General features: G+C 61.8%; 13 protein-coding genes. 8 read left to right on the top strand and 5 right to left on the bottom strand.

Features of this window, described 5'->3' with window-relative positions; translation table 11 throughout:
• Positions 1-173: 173 nt before the first annotated feature.
• Positions 174-440, top strand: a complete 267-nt coding sequence (locus GJA_RS20055; RefSeq protein WP_038495810.1) for a TonB-dependent receptor — start codon at positions 174-176, stop codon at positions 438-440.
• Between the two features lie 86 nt (positions 441-526).
• Here the strand turns inward: GJA_RS20055 and GJA_RS20050 are convergent, their stop codons facing one another.
• Positions 527-2,161: an NAD(P)/FAD-dependent oxidoreductase gene (locus tag GJA_RS20050; protein WP_038495807.1), complete on the bottom strand. Its 1,635-nt coding sequence runs from the start codon at positions 2,159-2,161 to the stop codon at positions 527-529.
• Between the two features lie 632 nt (positions 2,162-2,793).
• On the opposite strand from GJA_RS20050, the gene GJA_RS20045 reads away from it, so the two are divergent.
• Entirely contained in the window at positions 2,794-5,646 is a 2,853-nt protein-coding gene (locus GJA_RS20045; RefSeq protein ID WP_038495804.1) for a TonB-dependent receptor, read from the top strand.
• A gap of 105 nt (positions 5,647-5,751) precedes the next feature.
• On the opposite strand, the gene GJA_RS20040 is transcribed toward GJA_RS20045, so the two are convergent.
• Positions 5,752-6,477: a 16S rRNA (uracil(1498)-N(3))-methyltransferase gene (locus tag GJA_RS20040; protein ID WP_038495802.1), complete on the bottom strand. Its 726-nt coding sequence runs from the start codon at positions 6,475-6,477 to the stop codon at positions 5,752-5,754.
• Between the two features lie 182 nt (positions 6,478-6,659).
• On the opposite strand from GJA_RS20040, the gene tkt reads away from it, so the two are divergent.
• Both tkt and gap read left to right on the top strand, forming a co-directional pair.
• Positions 6,660-8,660: a transketolase gene (gene tkt, locus GJA_RS20035; protein WP_038495800.1), complete on the top strand. Its 2,001-nt coding sequence runs from the start codon at positions 6,660-6,662 to the stop codon at positions 8,658-8,660.
• 101 nt (positions 8,661-8,761) lie between these two features.
• Entirely contained in the window at positions 8,762-9,772 is a 1,011-nt protein-coding gene (gene gap, locus GJA_RS20030; RefSeq protein ID WP_038495797.1) for a type I glyceraldehyde-3-phosphate dehydrogenase, read from the top strand.
• Between the two features lie 84 nt (positions 9,773-9,856).
• Here the strand turns inward: gap and GJA_RS20025 are convergent, their stop codons facing one another.
• Together GJA_RS20025 and glnE are read right to left on the bottom strand one after the other, a co-directional pair.
• The gene (locus tag GJA_RS20025; protein WP_038495794.1) at positions 9,857-10,618 is read right to left on the bottom strand and encodes a YoaK family protein; all 762 of its coding nucleotides are present in this window, start codon (positions 10,616-10,618) and stop codon (positions 9,857-9,859) included.
• A gap of 34 nt (positions 10,619-10,652) precedes the next feature.
• Complete coding sequence (gene glnE, locus GJA_RS20020; RefSeq protein ID WP_051781181.1) at positions 10,653-13,427, bottom strand: bifunctional [glutamate--ammonia ligase]-adenylyl-L-tyrosine phosphorylase/[glutamate--ammonia-ligase] adenylyltransferase; 2,775 nt, start codon at positions 13,425-13,427, stop codon at positions 10,653-10,655.
• A gap of 248 nt (positions 13,428-13,675) precedes the next feature.
• Between glnE and GJA_RS20015 the strand changes: the two genes are divergently transcribed.
• The 3 genes from GJA_RS20015 to tldD all read left to right on the top strand — a co-directional run bounded on the left by GJA_RS20015 (position 13,676) and on the right by tldD (position 20,200).
• Entirely contained in the window at positions 13,676-17,869 is a 4,194-nt protein-coding gene (locus tag GJA_RS20015) for a YhdP family protein (RefSeq protein WP_038495791.1), read from the top strand.
• 9 nt (positions 17,870-17,878) lie between these two features.
• Complete coding sequence (locus GJA_RS20010) at positions 17,879-18,676, top strand: carbon-nitrogen hydrolase family protein (RefSeq protein WP_038495789.1); 798 nt, start codon at positions 17,879-17,881, stop codon at positions 18,674-18,676.
• Positions 18,677-18,739: 63 nt separating this feature from the next.
• Positions 18,740-20,200 (top strand): metalloprotease TldD, encoded by a 1,461-nt coding sequence (gene tldD / locus GJA_RS20005; RefSeq protein ID WP_038495787.1) that lies wholly within the window; start codon positions 18,740-18,742, stop codon positions 20,198-20,200.
• 65 nt (positions 20,201-20,265) lie between these two features.
• Here tldD and GJA_RS20000 read toward each other — a convergent pair whose 3' ends face one another.
• Positions 20,266-23,121 (bottom strand): TonB-dependent receptor, encoded by a 2,856-nt coding sequence (locus GJA_RS20000; RefSeq protein WP_051781179.1) that lies wholly within the window; start codon positions 23,119-23,121, stop codon positions 20,266-20,268.
• 427 nt (positions 23,122-23,548) lie between these two features.
• Between GJA_RS20000 and aroG the strand changes: the two genes are divergently transcribed.
• Positions 23,549-24,610 carry a 3-deoxy-7-phosphoheptulonate synthase AroG gene (gene aroG / locus GJA_RS19995; protein WP_038495784.1) on the top strand — a complete coding sequence of 354 codons (1,062 nt, stop codon included), beginning with the start codon at positions 23,549-23,551 and terminating at the stop codon, positions 24,608-24,610.
• The last annotated feature ends 53 nt before the right edge of the window (positions 24,611-24,663 follow it).

Below are 24,663 nucleotides of genomic sequence, written 5' to 3'. Positions count from 1 at the left end.
CTCGGGCAGGCGCGCCGCGCCTTGCGTGCTTCTTTCTCGAGCTTGATTTTCAAGCCGGCGCCACCCTCGACAATGCCGTTCCGGCATTACATTACTGCCATATCGGTGGATGCCTCGCGTAAAAACTGGGGCACGTTTGCCGAATTGCTGGTGCCTATCCTGAAGATGATGGCGTGGTCAAGGGAGTCAATCCGGATGGTACGCTGGGTGATTTTGTCGGCATCGAACGCGATGTGTCGTCGTATTACACCTTTGACTGGCAAACCCGTGCCGAGCTGAAAAAAGGCTTGGTACTGACCGCCGGCATCCGTAACCTGATGGATAAGGACCCATCGTTCTCGCACCGTATTGCCGGCGGCGGTAACCAGGTCGGCTACGACGGCCGTTACAGCAGCCCGCTGGGACGCACCTTCTACCTGTCCGGCTCGGCCAGGTTCTAAGCGCTAGCGATTGTCCGGCATCATTGCGATGCCGGATTCTCGACACCCGCCGCCGTCAGGTCGGTGGTTTTTTTTTGCGCGCCCGCTCAGGCCGCGGCCATCGACAAGGCCAGCGCCTCGGCCACCTTGATGCCGTCGACCGCGGCCGACAGGATGCCGCCGGCATAACCGGCGCCTTCACCGGCCGGGAACAGGCCCAGCGTGTTCAGGCTTTGCAGGTCGTCGTCGCGGCGCTTGATGCGGATCGGCGACGAGGTGCGCGTCTCGACACCGGTCAATACCGCATCGGCCTTGTAATAACCCTTGATTTGCTTGTTAAAGGCAGGGAAGGCTTCACGCAGTGCGCTGATCGCGTATTCCGGCAGCGACGGCGCCAGGTCGGTCAGGTGCACCGCCGGCTTGTACGACGGGAGCACGGCGCCGAATTCGGTCGACGCGCGGCCCGCCACGAAGTCGCCCACCAGTTGGCCCGGCGCATCGTAATTGCCGCCGCCCAGCGCAAAGGCGCGTTCTTCCAGTTCGCGCTGCAGCGCGATGCCGGCCAGCGGATGGCCTGGATAGTCGGCCGGCGTGATGCCGACCACGATCGCGCTGTTGGCGTTGCGTTCATTGCGCGAATACTGGCTCATGCCATTGGTCACCAGACGGCCCGGTTCGGACGCCGCCGCCACGACGGTGCCGCCCGGGCACATGCAAAAGCTGTACACCGAACGGCCATTGCTGGCGTGATGCACCAGCTTGTAGTCGGCCGCGCCGAGGATGGGATGGCCGGCGCTCGGTCCGAAACGGCATTGGTCGATCAGCGATTGCGGGTGTTCGACGCGGAAACCGATCGAAAACGGTTTTGCCTCGATATACACGCCGCGTTCATACAACATTTCAAAAGTGTCGCGTGCGCTGTGGCCGATCGCCAGCACCACGTGGTTGGCGGCGATCCGCTCACCATTGGCCAGCAGCAAGCCGCGCACCTGGCCGCGCTGGCCGCCGGCGCCAGCTTCGATGTCAATATCGGTAACCTTGCTCTCGAAGCGGTATTCGCCGCCCAGCTCCTCGATGGTGGTCCGCATTTGCTCGACCATCTTGACCAGCCGGAAGGTACCGATGTGCGGCTTGCTGACATACATGATTTCTTCCGGCGCGCCGGCCTTGACGAACTCGGTCAAGACTTTGCGGCCATAGTGTTTCGGATCCTTGATTTGGCTGTACAGCTTGCCGTCCGAAAAAGTGCCGGCGCCGCCTTCGCCGAATTGCACATTCGATTCCGGGTTCAATTCGCGCTTGCGCCAGAAGCCGAAGGTGTCGACGGTGCGCTCGCGTACTTGCTTGCCGCGCTCCAGGATGATCGGGCGCAAGCCCATCTGCGCCAGGATCAGCGCCGCGAACAGGCCGCACGGGCCGGTGCCGATGACGACCGGGCGCAAGTTGTGGTCGTGGCCGGCCAATTGTTCGCCGTTGGCGACAAATTGGTAGCTGGTGTCGGGCGCCGGCATCAAATGGCTGTCGTGCTTCAGGCGGGCCAGCAGCGCCGCTTCGCCTTTGGCCTCGACATCGAGCGCATAGGTCAGCACCACCGCGCTGCGTTTGCGCGCGTCGTAGCTGCGCTTGAATACGGTGTAGCCGAGCAGGGCGTCCGCGCTAATTCCGAGGCGGGCCAGGATTGCGGCGGGCAGCGCCGCCTCGTCATGGTCGAGCGGGAGTTTTACTTGGTTGAGTCGCAACATATTTTATTTCCGGAAATTTTCTGGCGCCGGCCAGGCGGCTGGCGGCGATATTCTTGGCGCGGCGGCAAGCGCTGTGTCAGTCGCTGCCGTGATTCAAGACGCTATTTTACCTGTATCGAACTGGGCGGAAAGCTTGCGCTGCTTCCCGCAAGCAGCCAGCTTGGGAAAAAGTTGCTCTAAGGAATAATTTCGCAAATCAATACGATATATTTTTATTATTTATTTCCAATTGAAATGATTTCTAAATTTTTATATTTTATATGGCATATTTTTTGCTCATCAGCGTTTTACATTTCAAAAATGACCGGGTAAGTGTTGTTTATACGCATTAGGCAGGGATGAACGATTGACAGTGAATGTTTTGATATGTTTTGATGAGAGACTTGAATTGAGGTTAATTCAAATAAATGCAGCATTGGGAAGTCCGCCCATAAAGCCAATTCCCAAGCGTAAAAGCGGCCCGTCAAGAAGGCTGAAACAGGCATGTTTACAGGTAGTGGCACGCCGGCCCGATACGGGTTTGCGGACCCAAGGTCTCAGTGGGTGAAACATACAAAGATTTGGAAATTTGTCAGTCTCCATTTACCAGATGGCGGCTTTACTTAGATATTTATATATTCAAGGACCGAACAATGATTACAGAAACCGTATTATCACGCTCGTTGCGCCTGATGTTTTCAGGCATAGCGCTCGGTTTGCTGGCGCAACCTGCGATGGCGCAAGAAGCGCCAGCCTCCGGCTCCACCGTGCAACGGGTAGAAATTACCGGTTCGAATATTCGCCGCGCACAAGCTGAAGGCGTATCGCCGGTACAAACGCTGAGCCGCGCCGACATTGAAAAATCCGGTAAGTCGACCGTCGCCGAATTGCTGCAGACTTTGGCGGTTGATAATCAGGGTTCGGTACCGACCAGTTTCGGCAACGGTTTTGCCGCCGGCGCTTCGGGTATTTCCCTGCGCGGCCTGGGCACCGCCTCCACGCTGGTATTATTGAATGGCCGCCGGATTGCTCCTTACGGGTTGGCCGATGACGGTCAAAAAGTATTTTCCGACTTGAATATCATTCCTGCCGATGCGGTCGAGCGGGTTGAGATTCTGAAAGACGGCGCATCGGCAATTTATGGTTCCGACGCGATCGCCGGCGTGGTAAATATCATCTTGCGCAAGGATTTCCAGGGCACCACGATCAAGGCGAGTTTTGGCGAATCCGGCTACCGCGATGGCCAGGATGCGCGCCTGGCGATCACGCATGGTTTCGGCGATATCGCTGTCGATAAATACAACATCATCACGAGTTTTGAATACGGCAAGAAAAACGAAGTGTGGAACCGCGACCGTTCCGACCGCGGCTATATCGGCGCGGTTGACTTGCGCAACTACGGTTTCAGCGCCCAGGAAGCACTGGGCGGCACCGGTGCGATCACCGGCCCGAACGCGGCCGTTAGCGCGATCAACGGCAACGTGCGCAATCCGCTGACCAACAATTATTATAACCGCGGCAACCTCGGTGCTGGCACCGGCTTTACGCGCCAATTTCCTGGTGCCGCTTGCTCGAACTTTACCAATCACCCGCAGGGCGATCCAGGCGGTGGTTGCCTGATCGACGGTCCACAGCAATACGGCCAGATGCAGCCTAGCCAGGAAACCGGTAATATATTCTTCCGCGGCACCTTCCAGCTCAACTCCGATCTGCAGGCTTACACCGAAGCCAACGTCTTCACCAGCCAGTCGGTATCGTCGACCACGCCTTCCGGCGTCAACGCCAACGTCGGTTATCCTGGCGGTCCGGTCAGCAATGCGGCGGTTGCCCTGGGCGCCAACCATCCGGACAACCCGTATTTTGGTACCGCGGCGCGCTTGCGTTACCTGGCGGGCGATGTCGGTCCGCGCGTCAGCTCGATCGATTCGACCTTCCTGCGCTTTGTCGCGGGTCTGAAAGGCAGCTATGCCGGCTGGGATTTCGATACGGCATTGCTGTACTCGCAAAACAAGGTGTCGAACGAACGTAACGGTTATTTGCAACGCGATGTCGCGTTCGCACTGCTGAACCCGGGTGATGCAGTCAACGTTGCTTCCGCGATGAAACATCCGGCCTACGCCGCATTGCCTCCAGGCACCTTCTGGCGCATCGGTGAAAATGCCGGCTTGAATTCGAAAGCCCTGTATGCCGCATTGTCGCCAACGATTTCGAACGATGCGACCACCAAGATGGCGCAAGTCGACTTCAAGGCGTCGCGTGAATTCGGCCAGTTGCCGGGCGGTGCGCTGGGCATCGCGGTAGGGGCCGAGTTCCGCCATGAGTCGACCGAACTGGAACCGACCTCCGGCACCGATACCGGCAATATCATCGGCCTCGGTTATTCGGCTTACGCTGGCCAGCGCAATGTCAGTGCGATTTACTCGGAACTGGTGGCGCCGGTATGGAAAGGTGTTGAATTGTCGGGCGCGTTGCGGGCCGACCATTTTTCCGATGTCGGCAATTCCTATACGCCTAAAGTCGGCTTGAAATGGAACCCGGTCAAGGAATTCGCCTTGCGCGGCTCGTTTGCCAAAGGCTTCCGCGCCCCTAGCGCGGCGGAAAACGGCAAGGGCGGCCTGGCGGCATTCTCGTCGGCCAGTGACCCGCTGCGTTGCGCACTGGGTGTGGCTACCGCTTGCGCGGCCAGCCAAATTGCGATCATCACGTCGCCTAATCCTGACCTGTCACCAGAAAAGTCGAAGAGCGCCAACATCGGTTTCGTGTGGGATCCACTGCCTAAGACCAATCTGACGATTGATTTCTGGCAAATCAAACGCACCAACGAAATCAACCAGGAAGATACCACCGCCGCAATCGCGGCCGGCCATGTGGCGCGCGACCCATCGACCTCCACTAAGGCTGGCGATCCAGGCGCGATTACCGCGGTACTGGCCAAATATGTGAACTCGGCTGAAACCAAGGTACGCGGCGTTGACGTTGACTTCCGTCAAGGCCTGGATCTGGGTGCAGGCTACGGCAAGCTGACTTTCGATGCGAAGTGGACTCACCTGTTCACCTTTACCCGTACCGAAAAGGATGGTTCTTCGCGCGACTTCGCAGGCACCCACGGCAATTGCGACGTGAGTAACTGCATGGGTACCCCGGATAACCGCGTCAACCTGGCATTGACCTGGGAGTTGAACAAGCTGCGCCTGACGACCAGCGCCAACTATCGCGGCACCTTGAAAAACACGCTGTTCAAGAACGATCCGGACGGTTGCGCATTCCACTTTGCCAATGGCGACGATGCGCCTACCGGTTGCAAACTGGCATCGTTCACCAGTATCGACCTGACCGGCCGCTGGAAGTTGACCGACAAGGCTGAACTGTTCGGCACCATCCAGAACCTGTTCGACAAGCGCGCTCCACTGGATCCGCTGACCTACGGCGCACAATCGTACAATCCGCTGGACTATGCCGGCGCGGTTGGCCGTTACTTCACCGGTGGTTTGAAATACGCCTTCTGATGACGTGATGGCGCTCCATTGAGGCGCCTTCACTTGTCAAGCAAAAACGCCTCGCGGCTAGCCGCGAGGCGTTTTTTTATGGGTGCAGGATCGATGCCGGCTTGCCTACATGCCGCCCCAGCAGGCATTGAGCGCCGCCAGCGCCGCCAGGCCCGCCGTTTCGGTGCGCAAGATGCGCGGCCCCATCGCCAGCGCCAGCGCGCCGTTGGCGATGGCCAGGTTTTCTTCGTCGATACTGAAACCGCCTTCCGGGCCGATCATCAGCGTCACCGCTTGCGGCGCCTGTTCACGGGCCCAGCCGGCCAGCGATTGCCCGGCGCGCGGCGTCAGGATGATGCGCTGGCTGCGATCGCTGTGGCTGATCCAGCTTTTGAAGTCTTGCAGCGGGGCCAGTTGCGCCAGCCGGTTGCGGCCGCTTTGTTCGGACGCCGAGACGATGATTCCTTGCCAATGCGCATGTTTTTTCTCCGCCCGCTCGGCCGACAGGCGCACCACGCAGCGTTGCGCCGCCAGCGGCTCGATGCCGGACGCGCCCAGTTCGATCGCCTTTTCGATGATCCAGTCGATTTTCGACGCTTCCGGCAAGGCCTGGGCCAGCGTCACCGCGTACGGCAATTCGGTTTCGCGCGGCAGGTGCTGCACGATCTGGGCCGTGACGCGGCGCTTTTCGATGCTGGACAAGGTGGCCAGGTATTCGCCGCCCTGGCCGTTGAACAGGGTGATGTCGTGGCCCGGCGCCAGCCGCACCACTTGTATATGGTGGGCTACCGCCTCCGGCAGGGTGAGCTGGGCGCCGACGGCGAGTTCTTGTGGGCAAAAAAAACGCGGCATGCAAAGTCCTGGAAAAGTAAAAACAGCTAAAAAATGACGAAGTTGCACAAAAGCACAGTAAAAACCCGCGACTTCGCGGTGCAATTTTAATTCGCACACCCCCGGTCTGGTAAAATACTTCGTCCCCAAAGTAGCAAGCCCTACTGCAAACGAATCCAAACTCCGCGATTGACCACACCACCATGAAATCTACGCTCCCTACCACCAAGATGGCCAATGCGATCCGCGCACTGGCGATGGACGCTGTACAACAAGCTAATTCCGGCCACCCGGGCATGCCGATGGGCATGGCCGAGATCGCCGTCGCATTGTGGAGTGGTCATTATCGCCACAATCCAGCCAATCCCAAATGGCTGAACCGCGACCGCTTCCTGCTGTCCAACGGCCACGGCTCGATGTTGCATTACTCGCTGCTGCACCTGACCGGCTACGACCTGTCGATGGACGACCTGCGCGCGTTCCGCCAGATGCATTCGAAAACCCCGGGCCACCCGGAAGTCGATATCACGCCGGGCGTCGAAACCACCACCGGTCCGCTGGGCCAGGGTATCGCCAACGCGGTCGGCATGGCCTTGTCGGAACAATTGCTGGCGGCTGAATTCAACCGTCCAGGTTTCGATATCGTCGATCACTACACGTACGCCTTCCTCGGCGACGGTTGCCTGATGGAAGGCATCTCGCACGAAGTGTGTTCGCTGGCCGGCACCCTCGGCTTGAACAAGCTGATCGCACTGTACGACGACAACGGCATTTCGATCGACGGCAAGGTCGAGGGCTGGTTCACCGACGACACGCCGCAACGTTTCGCATCCTATGGCTGGAACGTGATCCCGGCCGTCGACGGCCATGACGTGGCCGCGCTGGACGCCGCCATCACCGCCGCCAAGACGTCCGACAAGCCGACGCTGATCTGCTGCAAGACCATCATCGGCAAGGGTTCGCCTAATTTGCAAGGCGGCGACAAAGTGCACGGCGCCGCGCTGGGCGACAAGGAAATCGCGGCAGTGCGCGCTTACATCGGCTGGGACGCCGCGCCATTCGAAATGCCGGCGGACATGTACGCCGCCTGGGATGCGAAAGAACAGGGCGCGTTGCTGGAAAACGACTGGAACCAGCGTTTTGCCGCGTACAGCGCGCAATTCCCGCAACAAGCCGCCGAATTGTCGCGCCGCATGAAAGGCGACTTGCCGGAAAACTTCGACACCGTGCTGGCCGCCGCGATCGCCTCGTGCGTCGAGAAAAAAGAAAACATCGCCACCCGCAAGGCCAGCCAGAACGCGATCCAGGCGCTGGCGCCGGCGCTGCCTGAATTCCTCGGCGGTTCGGCCGACCTGACCAGCTCGAACCTGACCAACTGGAAAGAATCGATCGCTGTGCGTTCCGGCAAGCCTGGCAACCACATCAACTATGGCGTGCGCGAATTCGGCATGAGCGCGATCATGAACGGCATCGTGCTGCATGGCGGCTACATCCCGTTTGGCGCGACCTTCCTGACCTTCTCCGATTACAGCCGCAATGCGCTGCGCATGGCCGCGCTGATGAAACTGCGTTCGATCTTCGTGTTCACCCACGATTCGATCGGCCTCGGCGAAGACGGCCCGACCCACCAATCGGTCGAACACGTGTCGGCCATGCGGCTGATCCCGAACCTGGACAACTGGCGTCCATGCGACACCGTCGAATCGGCCGCCGCCTGGGGCGCCGCCGTGCGCCGCAAGGATGGCCCGTCGACGCTGATCTTCTCGCGCCAGAACTTGCCGTATCAAGAGCGCAGCGCCGAACAGATCGCCGACATCAGCCGTGGCGGCTACGTGCTGCAAGACGTCGCCGACGCCCAGGTGATCTTGATCGCCACCGGTTCCGAAGTGGAACTGGCGGTCGCCGCCGCCAGCGCGCTGGCGTCCGAAGGCATCGCGGCCCGCGTGGTATCGATGCCGTCGGCCGACGTGTATGACCGCCAGGATGCCGCCTACAAGGCCGGCGTGTTGACCAAAGGCACGCCACGGGTGGCTATCGAGGCAGGCGTGACCAGTTTCTGGTACAAATACGTCGGCCTGGAAGGCGCCGTGGTCGGCATCGACACCTTCGGCGAATCCGCGCCGGCCAGTGTCTTGTTCAAGCATTTCGGCTTTACCGTGGACAACGTGGTGGCCAAGGCGAAGTCGGTGATCGCCGCGGCATAAGGAATCAAGGCGGCCGGGTTCAGGCCGGGCCGCCGTCGGTAGTAACACCATCAATGAGAATGTAGTGCCAAGTACCTCATCTTTTTAATCAGGAGCAGAGTATGACGATCAAAGTTGCAATCAACGGTTATGGCCGCATCGGCCGCAATGTCTTGCGCGCATTCTATGAAGGCGGCAAGAAACAAGATATCCAGATCGTGGCGATTAACGACCTCGGCGACGCCAAGTCGAACGCCCACCTGACCCGCTACGATACGGCGCATGGCAAGTTCCCTGGCACCGTCACCGTCGAAGGCGACAACATGATCGTGAACGGCGATCCGATCCGCGTCTTCGCACAGCGCAACCCGGCAGAAATCCCATGGGGCGAGCTGGGCGTGGACGTGGTGCTGGAGTGCACCGGCTTTTTCACCACCAAGGAAAAAGCGTCGGCCCACCTGAAGGGCGGCGCCAAGAAAGTCATCATTTCCGCGCCAGGCGGCAAGGATGTCGACGCCACCATCGTGTACGGCGTCAATCACCAGGTGCTGAAAGCCACGGATACCGTGATTTCGAATGCATCGTGCACCACCAACTGCCTGGCTCCGCTGGTCAAGCCGCTGAATGACGCGATCGGCATCGAAAGCGGCCTGATGACCACCGTGCATGCTTATACCAACGACCAGGTCTTGTCCGACGTGATGCATGAAGACTTGCGCCGCGCCCGTTCGGCCACCATGAGCATGATCCCGACCAAGACCGGCGCCGCCGCCGCGGTTGGCCTGGTGCTGCCTGAATTGAACGGCAAGCTGGACGGTTTCGCGATCCGCGTGCCGACCATCAACGTGTCGCTGGTCGACCTGTCGTTCATCGCCAAGCGCGACACCACCGTCGACGAAGTCAACGCGCTGATGAAGACCGCGTCCGAAGGCGCGTTGACCGGTATCCTGACGTACCAGACCGAACCGCTGGTATCGATCGACTTCAACCACAATCCTGCTTCGTCGAACTTCGACGCGACCCTGACCAAAGTGTCGGGCCGCCTGGTCAAGGTGTCGTCGTGGTACGACAATGAGTGGGGTTTCTCGAACCGCATGCTGGACACCACCGTGGCCTTGATGTCGGCCAAATAAGTGTTGGAAAAATAAATGCCGGCTGAATAAGCCGGCAGCGATATTCGCAAAAGCCCGCCGCGTTTCAAGCCGGCGGGCTTTTTATTATTTGCGGCGATAAAAGCGCGCCAGGATGCGCACGTCGCGCCAGACCGGGCCGATCGACAGTGCGCCCAGTATCAGCGACAGCAGGATGGTGGCGCTGAAAAAATCGATATGCTGGGAACCCAGTGCGCCGCACACGCCGCCGGCGAAAAAGTAGGCGACGAGCAACGAGTGCAATTGCAGTTTCTGGCGGTTGGCCGTGACGGTCAGTTCGGGCAGCTGGCGCCGGTTGTAATAGATCAGCTTGCCAAGTTCGATGCCGATATCGGTCGATAATCCGGTCACATGGGTGGTGCGGATCACGGCGCCCGACACGGTGGTGATGATGGCGTTTTGCAAGCCCATGATGAAGCACAAGAGCAGCAGCGTGGCGGGCGCCAGCAAGTCGCGCATGCCGGCCAGGTAGGTGCCGCCCAGGCCGAAGAACAATAGCAGTGCGGCTTCCAGTTGCAGACATAGCGCGAAGCGGCTGTGCAATTTGCGGCGCCTGCCCCAGTTGACCAGCAGCGCGGTAATCGCCGCGCCCCCGAGGAAAGCGCCCCACGCGCTGAGCGCCGCCAGTACCACGGAGACATTGCCATCGACCAGATCGTCAGCCATGGCCGACAGGAGGCCGGTCATGTGCGAGGTATAGCTGCCAATTGCCAAAAAGCCGCCGACATTGACCATGCCGGCGATAAAGGCCAATAAGCAGCCCAGATGGCGATCGGTGCGTACATTGCGTTTGTCGCCGCTGAGGTGGAACAGATACGGGAAGTGCATGTTGCTCCTTTGCTGCGATGTTTTGCAGCGATATTCACTGGTTCTCATGCGGCGCTCCATCCTGTGTGCTGGCGCCGAATAAACTATTCCATAAAGTAATGACGTGATCCGCATGTTCCTGCAATACGGACGGTTCGACCCGCGCCAGATCCTGGCCCTGCAAACGCATCTGGTGCTGCATCTTGCGCAGCGCGCGGTAAGCGTCGCCGACCTTGGCCGCCAGGGCGGCATCGATCAGGCCGAGCTGGCCGCATAGTTTCAGCAGGGCGATATTGCCGGCGTTGGCCGTCAATTCCGGGTAGCGCGCCGCATATTGCAAGACCAGGTATTGCACCATGAATTCGATATCGATCATGCCGCCCGGATCTTGTTTCAGATCAAACAGCGGCGGCTTGGCAGGATGGGCGTCGCGCATTTTCTTGCGCATGTTCACCACTTCCTGTTTCAAGCCGCAGCTTTCGGAACGTTCCTTGCGCAGCACCTTGTCGCGGATGCGCTCGAAACGCTGGCCGATGGCGATGTCGCCGGCGCAGAAACGGGCCCGCGTCAACGCCTGGTGTTCCCAGATCCACGCCGAGCTGTCCTGGTATTTCTCGAATGCCTGTACGCTGGACACCAGCATACCTGAAGCGCCGTCGGGACGTAGCGCGATATCGATATCGAACAGGATGCCGGCCGAGGTATGCGCCGTCATCCATGTGATGAAGCGCTGCGCCAGCTTGGCGTACAGCATCGGCGCTTCCTGGTCGTCGTCGTCGAACAGGAAGATCACGTCCAGGTCCGACACGTACCCGAGTTCCTTGCCGCCCAGCTTGCCGTACGCGATGACGGCGAATTTCGGCACCTCGCGGTGGCGCGTGGCGACGGTCTGCCACGCGCCCTGGATGGTCGCGGCGACAATGATGTCGGCCAGCGACGACAAATAATCCGCCAGCTTTTCGACCGTCAGGTCGCCGGCCAGGTCTTGCGCCAGCCAGTGGAACAATTGCGCATGATGCACTTCGCGCAAGATATCCATTTGCCGTTCGGTATCGCCGCTGGCGCCGGCCAGTTGCTGTTGCAGGTCGAGCGCCAGCGCGGCCGGGTCGGGCACCGAATTGTGCAGCCGCTCATCGAGCAATTCATCGAGCAGGATAGGATGCTGGGTCAGGAAAGTCGCGGCCCAGCCGCTGGCGCACACCATGCGCACCACCCGCGCCAGCGTATGCGGATATTCGGTCAGCAGCGACAGGTAGGCCGAACGGCGCGCGATGGCTTCCAGGAAATCGAGCAGGCGGCCCAGCGTCGCCAGATGGTTGGCGCCGTTGGCCGGCTGGCCGCAGGAAGCGATCAGCGGCAGGGCCGAGTTGACCAGCGCCACCAGCCGGTTGCGGCTCGCTTCCGGCAGCGATTGCAGGCGCGGCGCCTGCCACGTGGCGATCAGGCGCCGCGCGGCGCCGGCCGGATCGCTGAAACCGAGCGCCGCGAAACGCGCCTCGATCGCTTCATGGTTGTCCGGATCGGCGCAGTCATTGCTCGACTGCGGGTCCAGCTTGCCGTCGGCCGGCGCGCTGCTCTTGTCGCTGAACATTTCATCGAACTGGCCGGCGACGAATACCCGGTGCGCTTCCAGCTGGCCCAGCAGGGTGGCCGTGTCGGGCAAACCCATCATGTGCGCGACCAGCAGCCGGTCGCTGTCGTTGGCCGGCAAGGTGTGGGTTTGTGCGTCGTCCAGGTATTGCAGACGGTGTTCCAGATTGCGCAAGAAGGTGTACGACGCCAGCAGTTGCTCGACGATGGCCGGTTCCAGCAAGCCTTTTTCGGCCACCACGCGCAAGGTGGCCCGGGTCGAACGGTCGCGCAGCGCCGTGTCGCGGCCGCCTCGTATCAATTGAAACACCTGCGCCAGGAATTCGATTTCGCGGATTCCGCCGCGGCCTAGCTTGACGTTGTTGCTGCGGTCAGGATGCAGCCGCTCCTGCCGGTTGACCTCGGCGCGTATCTGGCCATGCATGGTGCGGATCGCGTCGATGACGCCGAAATCGAGGTAGCGGCGGAACACGAACGGCCGCACGATGGCGTCCAGCGCGGCGATATCGGCCGCCGTGCCGGTCACCGCGCGCGCCTTGACCCAGGCGTAGCGTTCCCACTCGCGGCCCTGGACGATCAGGTATTGCTCGACCATCGCCAGGCTGGCCGCCAGCGGGCCGGAACCGCCGTTCGGCCGCAACGCCATGTCGACCCGGAACGTAAAGCCGTCTTCGGTGATTTCCGACAGCGCCGCGATCAGCTTCTTGCCAAGACGGATGAAAAATTCATGGTTGGACAGGCTGCGCTGGCCGGCTTCGGTTACTTGCGTATCGCCATCTTCCGGGTACACGAAGATCAGGTCGATGTCGGACGATACATTCAGCTCGCCGCCGCCTTGCTTGCCCATCGCCAGCACCATCAATTCCTGCGCTTCGCCGGACTCTGCGCCGACCGGCATGCCGTGCAAGGCCACCATGTCGGCCATCAAGGCCCGCACATGGCGCCGGATCGCAAAATCGGCGAACTCGGTCATGGCGGTGACCACTTCATGCAGGTCGGCAAGACCGTCCAGGTCGCGCCGGATCAAGCCGCAGACCAGCAGGTTGCGCAGGCGGCGCATCGCGCGCTGCAAGGGCAGCGGCGGCGATACCGCCGCGCTTTCGGCCGCCAGCAAGGCGTCCAGGTCGGCCCCGGCCAGCGGCGCGGCGGCGAATTGTTCCATCTTGGCGGCCCGTTCCGGAGCGGCATTCAGCCAGCGCTGGTAAAAACGGGAAGCGCGGATCAGGGGGGATGTGCTCATTGTTATTGGTTTCGCTTCCTAAAGTGGCGGGTTTCCGCAGGGTATGCGGTAAAATTAGGCCGCAGGCGCTACCGTGGGCGCAGCAGCAGACGCTGCCTGGCGGCGCCCTACCTGGCCGGAGGCTGTCTCTGGAACGATGGTAAGGGAGGCGCAGCCTGGACGCAAGGGTACTATTCTTTATCAAAGAATAAACATCCAGGCGATTTTAGCAATCCATTTGATGCCGGACCCGATTTATTAGCTTACTGATGCAAAAACCGCCGGAGCAAAGCGCGACCGCACATGTGCCCCTGGCCGTGCGCTGGAGCCGGCTTCGCGCCGCCTATCGGATGGCCAACCTGGCCAGCCACCATGTGCTGGGCTTCACCATCAAGCTGGCCTTGCTGGCGTATTTCGCGTTTGCCGTCGTGTTTTTATTCCTGCGGTATGCGGTGTTGCCGAACATTGACTATTACAAGGGCGATATCGAACGGCTGGCCAGCAAGGCGCTCGGCAATCCGGTCGCCATCGCGCGCATCTATGCGTCGTGGAACGGCTTGCGGCCCAGCTTGTTCCTTGGCGACGTCACGGTCCACGACAAGGATGGCCGCCAGGCGCTGAGCTTGCCGAGCGTATCGGCCACCTTGTCCTGGTGGAGCGTGCTGTACGGCACGGTGCGTTTCGAATCGCTGGAAATCATCCGGCCCGACCTCGATATCCGGCGCGCCACGGACGGCAAGCTGTATGTGGCCGGCATCTTGATCGAGACCAGGCCCGGCGCCGATGGCAAGGGCGCCGACTGGGTCTTGTCGCAGCGCGAAATCGTCATCCGCGAAGGCAGGCTGCGCTGGACTGACGACCAGTACCAGCGCCCCGAGCTGGCGCTGGACAATGTCAATCTGTTACTGCGTAATAAATGGCGCAATCACCAGCTGGGCTTGCAAGCGACGCCGCCGGCCGCGCTGGCCGCGCCGCTGGATGTGCGCGCCAACTTTTCGCATCCGGCGTTCGCCGCGCGTCTGTCCGATGTGACGATGTGGAAAGGCGAGCTGTATGCCGACTTGAAGAATGCCGACCTGGCGGTGTGGCGCAGCTATGTCGGCAATTATGTGAATACCTCGTTTGAGTTGTCGCAAGGCAAGGGCGCCTTGCGCGCGTGGATCAGCCTGGATCACGCCAAGCTGGCCGGCTTTACCGCCGACCTGCATTTGTCCGAGGTGCAGGCGCGCTTGGCTAAGGATGTGCCGCAACTGGATTTGCGCAAGGTCGATGGCCGCATCTCCGCCAAAGAAGATTTCATGGCAGAAGCGCCGGACAGCAAGCCGACCTTTGGCGCGCGCGGCCATTCGGTGGTGTTGACCAATTTCTCTCTGGAAACCAGCGACGGCCTCAGCTTGCCGCCGACCACTTTGTCTGAACAATATGTGGCGGCGGCCAGGGGCAAGCCGCAAAAGATGCGCATCGAGGCCAAATTGCTCGACTTGCAAACGCTGGCCGCGCTGGCCGGCCGTTTGCCGATGAGCCCACAACAGCGTGGCATGCTCGAGGAAGTGGCGCCGCGCGGCCGCTTGCAGGATTTTTCCGCCGAATGGCAGGGGGAGTTGCCGGCTGTTACGTCTTATCGCATCCGTGGCCAGCTCGATGGCCTGGGCTTGAATCCGCAGGCGGCCAGGCCGGCCCAGCCGAAGACGGCCACCGGCATGGCGCTGGCCGCCGCGCCGGCGCTGCCCGGCTTTGAAAACTTGAGCGGCAGCATAGACGCCAGCGACAAGGGCGGCGCGCTGACCATCCGCTCGCACGACTTGCTGTTGAAAATGCCCGGCTATTTCAGCGAACCGGCCATGCCGTTCGAGACCATGAATGTGCTGGCGCGCTGGATGTTCGAAGATAAAAAACAATTGCGGGTGCAGGTCGAGCAATTCGATTTTGTGCAGCAAGGCTTGAAAGGCAGCCTGAAGGGCAGCCACGTGCTGCCGCTCGATGCCGCCGGCAGCGGCCCGGGCCAGGTCGACATCAGCGGCACGCTGGATAATTTCGACTTGAAGACCATCGGCCGTTATTTACCCCTGGAAACCCCACCGGACTTGCACCACTGGCTGACCGGCGCGCTGGAAGACGGCATGGCGCACGATGTCAGCGTGCGCCTGCGCGGCGACTTGGCGGAATTCCCGTTCAAGGCCGACACGGCGGCGCAGCGCGCGGCCGGCGAATTCCGCGTCGCCGGCAAGCTGGCCGACGCCCGCCTGAATTATGCGCCCGGCGAATACGCGGCCGACGGCAAGGCCCCGCTGTGGCCGCAAGCCGAACATATCAAGGGCAGTTTTGTGTTCGACCGGGCGCGCATGGAAATTCGCGGCGACACCGCCACCACCGGCGGCGCGGCGCTGTCGGCCGTCAAGGCGGTGATCCCCGACCTGACCTTGCACGACATGATGCTCGACATCGACGGCAACGCGGCCGCGCCGATGCAGGAATTCCTCAAGTACGTGGCTGCCTCGCCGGTGCTGGGATGGATCGATCATTTTACCGATGAAACCTTGGCCACCGGTAACGCCAAGCTGGCCTTGAAGCTGCATTTGCCGCTGTCGCACCTGCTGGAATCGAAGGTGCAGGGCAGCGTGCAATTGGGCGGCAACGACGTGGTGCTGTTCCGCGATTTGCCGCCGGTGCTGGGCGGCACCGGCAAGATCGAATTTAATGAAAAAGGCGTCAACCTGAATGGCTTGAACGGCAACTTGCTGGGCGGCCCGGTGGCGATTTCCGGCGGCACCCAAAAGGATAATTCGATCCAGGTGCGGATCGCCGGCGCGATGACGGCCGAAGGCTTGCGCAAGACTTACCCGGCGCCGGTGATGCAGCGCCTGGCCGGGCATGTGAGCGGCGGCGCGCGCTACTCCGGCCTGATCACGGCGCGCGACCATCAGGTGGTGGTCGCGGTCGATTCGCCATTGACCGGCATGGGACTGGATTTTCCGGCGCCGCTGAAGAAAAACGCCGGCGACAGCTTGCCGGTGCGGTTTGTGTTGACCGGCAATGTGGCCAATGACGCGGGCGTGCGCAGCGACGACATCCGCATCAATGTCGGTTCCGGCATCGCCGCCCGCTACCAGCGCCAGAAACAGGGCAAGGAGCCGTGGCGCCTGCTGCGCGGCGGCATCGGCGTCAACGTGGCGGCGCCCGAACCGGACAGCGGCATGGCGCTCAACGTCAACATGAAGTCGCTCGACGTCGATGCGTGGATCGCGGCCGGCAGCGCGATCGCCGGACCGTCCGGCGGCAAGGACGAGACGGCCGACAGCGGCGACATGCCCGACATCGGCCAGTACGTGATCCCGGATGCGATGGCGGCGCGCGCCGGCGAATTGCTGCTGGGCGAGCGCAAGCTGGAAAACGTGGTGGTCGGCGCGACCCATCAAAAAGACGTGTGGCAAGCCAATATCGAAGCGAAACAGGTGGCCGGTTATGTGACCTGGATCGAAACCCCGTCCGGCCTCGGCAAGATGACGGCGCGGCTGTCGTCGCTGACGATACCGGAAGCGGACGCCGCCGAGGTCAAGAACTTACTTGAAAATAATAAGAGCGCGGCGCAAAGCATCCCGTCGCTCGATATCATTGCTGAACGCTTTGAACTGTTCAACAAGCAGCTCGGCCGGCTGGAGTTGCGTGCCTACAATACGATCGCGGCCGGCGGCCGCGAATGGCGCATCGGCAAGCTGGGCCTGGCCACGCCGGACGGCGAATTGAAGGGCAGCGGCAAATGGGTCATCAAGGACGGCGACAGCACCACCAGCCTGAATTTTAATCTCGACATCATCGACGCCGGCAAGTTGCTGGACCGGTTTGGCTTCGCCGATACGGTGCGGCGCGGCAAGGGCAAGCTGAGCGGCGACATCGCATGGAAAGGCTTGCCGTATTCGCTGGATATTCCGACGCTGTCGGGCCAGATCCAGATGAATGTCGAGTCCGGGCAATTCCTGAAGCAAGACCCCGGCGCCGCCAAATTGCTCGGCGTGCTGAGCTTGCAAGCGTTGCCGCGCTTGTTGAAGCTCGATTTCCACGATGTCTTTTCGGAAGGGCTGGCGTTCGACGGCATCACGGCCAACGCCAGCATCAGCCACGGCGTGGTGAAAACCGAGAACTTGAAAATGCATGGCGTCGCCGCCACTGTCTTGATGGATGGCACGGCCGACATCGCCAATGAATCAACCAATCTGCAGGTGGTGGTGATTCCTGAATTTAACCTCGGCACCGGCCCGCTGGTGTATGCGCTGGCGGTGAACCCGGTGATCGGCATCGGCAGTTTCCTGGCGCAACTGTTTTTGCGGGCGCCGGTGATGAAGGCGTTGACTTACCATATGCAAATCAAGGGGCCGTGGAAAGCGCCGCAGGTGACCAAGCTCGATCCGGAAAAGATGGCGCCATTGCCTGTGCCTGCCGCCGATGCCAAGAACACCGCTAAATAAGGTCAGACCATGAATACAGTCGCCGCAATACAAATGATTTCGTCGCCATCCGTCAGCGACAACCTGGCCAGCGCGCGCCGGCTGGTCGGGCAGGCGGCCGCGGACGGCGCCAGCCTGGTGCTGTTGCCGGAATACTGGGCCATCATGGGCCACCAAGAAACCGACAAGGTGGCGCATGCCGAGCGTCCCGGCAGCGGACCGATCCAGGACTGCATGGCCGACATGGCGAGCCGGCACGGCATCTGGCTGATCGGCGGCACCTTGCCGCTGGTGTCCGATACCGAAGGCAAGGTGCTGAACACCACGCTGGTCTACGATCCATCGGGCCAGCCGGCCGGGCGCTACGACAAGATACATTTGTTCGGTTTTACCAGGGGCGAAGAATCGTATAACGAATCGCGCACCATCGTGCCGGGCGCGGCGGTCGGCAGTTTCGAGGCGCCGTTCGGCAAGGTCGGCCTGTCGGTGTGCTACGACCTGCGTTTCCCGGAACTGTACCGGGCGATGGGCGATTGCGCGCTGATCGTGGTGCCGGCCGCCTTCACCCACACCACCGGCCTGGCGCACTGGGAAATCCTGCTGCGCGCGCGGGCCATCGAAAACCAGTGCTACGTGCTGGCGTCGGCGCAGGGCGGGCGGCATGCCAATGGCCGGCGCACCTGGGGCCACAGCATGCTGATCGACCCGTGGGGCGAGATCAAGGCGGTGCTGCCGGAAGGCGAGGGCGTGGTCGGCGGCGCCATCGATCCATCCTACCTGGCCGGCGTGCGCCAGTCGCTGCCCGCTTTGCTGCACCGCACCATGTAAGCTTTCGGGCAAGCGTCGCCGCTATCCCCTACAATGGCATTAACCGATAAAAAAGACAGGATCATGATTCCATTCGAACCCAATCTCTCAACGCTGGCCGTGGCGCGCGACATCTTGCTGACGCCGTTCGGGCTGGATGAAGACAAGCTGCTGAAAGCGCTTGGCAGCATGTTTACCCACAAGGTCGATTACGCCGACCTGTACTTCCAGTTCACCAAGAACGAGGGCTGGAGCCTGGAAGAGGGCATCGTCAAGACCGGCAGTTTTTCGATCGACCAGGGCGTCGGCGTGCGCGCCGTGTCCGGCGACAAGACGGCTTTTTCGTATTCCGATGACATTTCCGAACGCGCCTTGCTGGAAGCGGCGGCCGCCACGCGTACCATCGCGCGCGCCGGCGCCGGCAAGATCAAGGTCGCGTCCAGCATGACGCAGCAGGGCGGCCGTGCGCTGTATTTGCCGAACGATCCGCTGACGTCGCTGGATGCCACCGCCAAGGTCAAGTTGCTGGAACGGGTAGAAAAAATCGCCCGCGCCAAGGATACGCGCGTGGTGCAAGTGATGGCTGGCCTGGCCGGCGAATACGACGTGGTGCTGGTGGTGCGCAGCGACGGCGTGCTGGCGGCCGACATCCGGCCGCTGGTGCGCCTGTCGGTGACCGTCATCGCCGAGCAGAACGGACGCCGCGAAATGGGCTCGTCCGGCGGCGGCGGGCGTTACAGCTATGCGTATTTCGACGACGCGCTGCTGGAGCAATACGCCACCGACGCGGTCAATTCGGCCATCGTCAACCTCGATGCGCGTCCGGCGCCGGCCGGTCCGATGACCATCGTGCTGGGGCCGGGCTGGCCCGGCATCCTGCTGCACGAAGCGATCGGCCATGGCCTGGAAGGCGATTTCAACCGCAAGGGTTCGTCGGCGTTTTCCGGCCAGATTGGCCAGCGCGTGGCCGCCAAGGGCGTCACCGTGGTCGACGACGGCACGCTGGCCGACCGCCGCGGTTCGCTGAACATGGATGACGAAGGCAATCCGACCCAGTGCACCACGCTGATCGAGGACGGCATCCTGAAAGGCTATATCCAGGATACGATGAATGCGCGTCTGATGAAAATGCCGGTCACCGGCAATGCGCGCCGTGAATCGTTTGCCCACTTGCCGATGCCGCGCATGACCAACACCTATATGCTGGGCGGCGATAAGGATCCGGGTGAAATTCTCGCGTCGGTCAAGAACGGTCTGTACGCGGTCAATTTCGGCGGCGGCCAGGTCGATATCACCAACGGCAAGTTCGTGTTCTCGGCCAGCGAAGCGTATATGATCGAAGACGGCAAGATCACCTATCCGGTCAAGGGCGCTACGCTGATCGGCAACGGTCCCGATGTATTGAACCGGGTCTCGATGATCGGCAACGACATGCGCCTCGATTCCGGCGTCGGCGTGTGCGGCAAGGAAGGCCAGAGCGTGCCGGTCGGCGTCGGCCAGCCGACGCTGCGCATCGATGGCGTGACGGTCGGCGGCACCGCGTAAATCGCCAGTCCGCAAGCATAACCCGGAAGCGCAAGCGTCCGGGTTATGCCCGCGTTAGATCCGCTTTAAAACTTGTAGCGCATGCCTGCGCTGAAATAACGCCCCACCGCGCCGCTGTAGTCGAGCGGATTGTACGACACCGCGCCATAGGTCAGCGGATCGAGCGGCGCGATCTTGTCGAACAGGTTCTGGATCGAGCCGAACACTTCGATGCGCGGCGCCGCCTTCCAGCGCAAGGTCAGGTCGATGGTGGTGAACGACGCAATTTTGCAGCCGCGCGGCGCATCGCTGCCGTCGGCAAAATGGCTGGCGCAGCCGTCCGGGTCATCCTTGAAGGCGGTGTTGCTGAGCGAACCCCGGTAATTGGCCAGCGCCGACACGCGCCAGTCGTTGCGTTCCCATGTCGCGCCGAGGTTGACCCGGTCATCCGGCGTGCCGATGCAGTTGGTCACGTCGCAATTGCCGTGGGTGCCGGCAAAGTCGCGCTGGCTGCCATCCTGTTCGGTGCGCAGCCATTTGAACAGATGGGTCCATTTCAGGTCGAAGGTCAGGTTGCCCCATCCGTTCCCCAGCGCAAAGCCCTGGCGCGCATCGAGGTCGGCGCCGCGCACCTTGGTGCTGGCCGAATTGACGTAATTGGCCAGCACCGCCGTGATCGCGCCCGGATCGCCGGGGATGGCGGTGGCGGTGCTGGGATCGCGCGCGATATGGCCGGCGGCGATCGCGGCGTCGGTCTGCTCCTGGTTGATTTCATTGGTGCGCCTGATTTCCCACACATCCAGCGATACGCTGCTGCGCGGGCGCGGGTCCCAGATCAGTCCCGCCGAATAGCTTTTCGAACGTTCCGGCTGCAAGGCGGGATTGGGCGACGTGATCACCGCGATCGAGGCCGGGTCGCACGCCGCCGCGACGCCCAGTGCGCAGCGCAGCGGATCGGCGGCGGTGGAAAACGCCGCCAGTCCGCCGACGCCGTTTTCCGCCGCGCTGGGCGCGCGGAAACCCTTGGCGAAAGTGGTGCGCAGCGCCAGCTCGCGCAGCGGCGTCCATTTGGCGCCGATCTTCGGCGTGTAGGAATTGCCGACATCGGAAAAATGGTCGGCGCGCAGCGCGGCCGACAATTCCAGCGTTTTCAGCACCGGCGCCAGCAATTCCGCATACAGCGCCGACGAGTTGCGGTTGCCTTTGTAGGCGGAGTAGCCGAGGCCGATGATGTTGCCGGTTTCCGTGCCTGGCGTCGGTCCCAGCTCGGTGGTTTCATGGCGAAATTCGGCGCCCAGCGCGAGACCCAGCGCACCGCCCGGCAACTGGTTCAATTCGCGGCTGGCCTTGAAGTCGATTTGCGACAGGCGGGTTCTGGCGTCGTTCGACAGTTGCGGCGACAGCGCGGCATACAGCGCGGCCGAATTCAGGCCGGCGTTTTCGGCGATGCGCCACACGCTGCCCGGCGGCAGCGCCGCGTAGGCCGGATTCAGCTGGGCGGCGGCGACATTGGCCGGCGTCGGATTGAGCAGCGCGAACGCGACGTTGCGCTGCAAATAGCCGGTTTGATCGTGGCTGATCTTGTTTTGCGAATACAGCAGCGCGCTGTCGATGTCCCATCCGGCCACGCTGCCCTTGATACCGGCCACCAGCCGCACGAAGGTCGATTCGATGTCGGACACGCGCGGGCCGACATCGGCCGCCAGGTAGCGCAGCCGCGCCGCCGTGCCGAAATACGGATTGTCCGGATGATCCGCGCCCAGCGCCGCGCCGGCATTGCTGACCGGACCAGCCGGCGAACCGACCGAGCCGCTGACGCTCGACGGCGTGGTGGCGGAGTGCGTATCGCTGTGGTACAGATTCAGTTCGGCATAAGTCTGCAGGCCGGGGTTGATCTGGTACGCGCCGCGGCCGAAGAAGTTGACGGTTTTTTGTTGCGGCTGGATCTGGCTATAGATTTGTTGCGCATCGATCAGGCAGCCGCCGCCCGGATCGCCTTGCGGGTGGCCGGTGAAGTTGCCGCAGGCCGCGGCGGGAAACTGGCGCGTGAAGCCGGTCCCGGCCAGGTTGCCGCGGTTGTAATAATCGAAGGTGGCGGGATTGCGCACATTGCCGTTGATGGCGTTGCCGGCCGCGTTATTGGTGGTGATGGCGCCGGTGCCGCCGAGCGCCTCGACGGCGCTGAAACCCTGGTCGCGCAAGTCGGCGCGGCCGATCGCGCCGCGGCCGATCGCGCCGCGGCCGTCGCGGTCGTGGTTCCAGATTTCGCGTTTTTCGCCGTATTCGAGATTCAGCAGCAGGTTGTAGCGGTCGTTGTCGAGGTCGCCGAAACCATGGGTCAGCGACACCCGGCTATCGCGCCCGTCCCGGTAGCGCGACTTGCCGTAGCTGGCCTTGATGGCGGTGCCCTGGTAATCCTTGCGCAAGATGACGTTGACCACGCCGGCGATCGCATCGGAACCGTAGATCGCCGACGCGCCGTCCTTGAGGATTTCGACCCGCTCCACCGCTTCGAGCGGAATGATGTTCAGGTCGGAAAACACTTTCTGGCCATCGTCGGCCAGGCCGTACGGCGCGACCCGGCGGCCGTTCAGCAGCACCAGCGTCGACGCGGCGCCCAGCCCGCGCAGCGACACGCCGGCCGCGCCGGCGGCAAAACCGTTGCCGAAGTTGCTGGGTACCGAACCCTGGTTATCAACCGCCAGCGTCTGCAGTAATTCGGCGACGCTGGTCTTGCCCGATTTTTCGATGTCGGCCGCGCTCAGGGTTTGTACCGGCGACGCCGTCTCGGCTTGCGCGCGGCGGATGTTGGAGCCGGTAATTTCAACCCGCGGCACCACTTGCGGACTGCCTTCCTGCGCTTGCGCCTGCGCGGGAAGCGCCAGCAGGATGCCGGCTCCGGCAACGGTATAACGCATGCGCGACAACAGTGTTTCAGTCATGTCGATCTCCTAGGTGACAAGCTAACAATCGGGGGGGCGCCGGCGCGGCCGGCGCATCGGTTGGCGAGACGATCCAGTCTTCGCCGTTGCCCTTTTCGGCCTTGGAGATGCATCAGTGGTGCGCGTCTTTCAGCGGTGTTGTGGCCGGCATGCGACATAGTGCCGCGCGACAATCGCTTGCCAAGCGTGGCCGATTGTTGTTATAGTCATCCAACAGTCACACATTTATTGGATTTTCTGCATGTTACGCTCCGCGTTTTTTACCAGCTATTTTTACTTTAGCAATTCCAACCCAAAGGCGGTGGAGTAGCGGCCGGTTCACGTAGCAGCAATAGCGAGATCCCAGCAAATTCTAAAAAACCGCCAGCGATGGCGGTTTTTTTTTACCTCGACGATTTATTTGATCTTAATTTTTTTGGAGAACACCATGCCACGCACCGATGACCTGCGCATCCGCGAAATGAAGGAACTGACCCCGCCGTCGCATCTGATCCGCGAATTCGCGTGCTCGGAACAGGCCGGACAAACCGCCGCCGCCGCGCGTATCGCGCTGCACCGCATCCTGCACGGCCAGGATGACCGCCTGATGGTCGTCATCGGGCCGTGCTCGATCCACGACACCAAGGCGGCGATGGAATATGCGCGCCTGCTGGTCAAGGAACGCGCCCGTTTCGCCGGCGAACTGGAAATCGTCATGCGCGTGTATTTCGAAAAACCGCGCACCACGGTGGGCTGGAAAGGCTTGATCAACGATCCCTACATGGATAACAGTTTCCGCATCAATGACGGCTTGCGCATGGCGCGCGAATTGCTGCGTGACATCAACGAACTGGGCTTGCCGGCCGGCACCGAATTCCTCGACGTGATCAGTCCGCAATACATCGCCGACTTGATCAGCTGGGGCGCGATCGGCGCGCGCACCACCGAATCGCAGGTGCACCGCGAACTGGCGTCCGGTTTGTCCTGTCCGGTCGGTTTCAAGAACGGCACCGACGGCAACGTCAAGATCGCGGTGGAAGCGATCAAGGCCGCGTCGCAGCCGCATCATTTCCTGTCGGTCACCAAGGGCGGCCACTCGGCGATCGTATCGACCAACGGCAACGAAGATTGCCACATCATCTTACGCGGCGGCAAGGCGCCGAATTATGACGCGGTCAGCGTCGAAGAAGCATGCAAGGCGATCGGCGCCCAAGGCCTGGCGGCGCGCCTGATGATCGACGCTTCGCACGCCAACAGTTCCAAAAAACCGGAAAACCAGGTGCCGGTGTGCACCGATATCGCGGCCCAGGTGGCGAGCGGCGACAGCCGCATCGTCGGCGTGATGGTAGAGTCGCACCTGGTGGCGGGACGTCAGGACCTGGTGCCGGGCAAGGAACTGGTGTACGGCCAGTCGGTCACCGATGGCTGCATCGATTGGCAAAGCAGCGTGGCGGTGCTGGAAACGCTGGCGGCGGCGGTCAAACAGCGCCGTTTGCAGGACGAGAACTGAGCCGATAAAATAAAAACCGCCGCCGGCATCGCTGCCGGCGGCGGTTTTTCAAG

Source organism: Janthinobacterium agaricidamnosum NBRC 102515 = DSM 9628, from assembly GCF_000723165.1.
In the GTDB taxonomy this organism is placed as follows: Bacteria; Pseudomonadota; Gammaproteobacteria; order Burkholderiales; family Burkholderiaceae_D; genus Janthinobacterium; species Janthinobacterium agaricidamnosum.
Note: the sequence above shows the minus strand (reverse complement) of the source record. Positions and strands in the feature narration are given on the sequence as shown.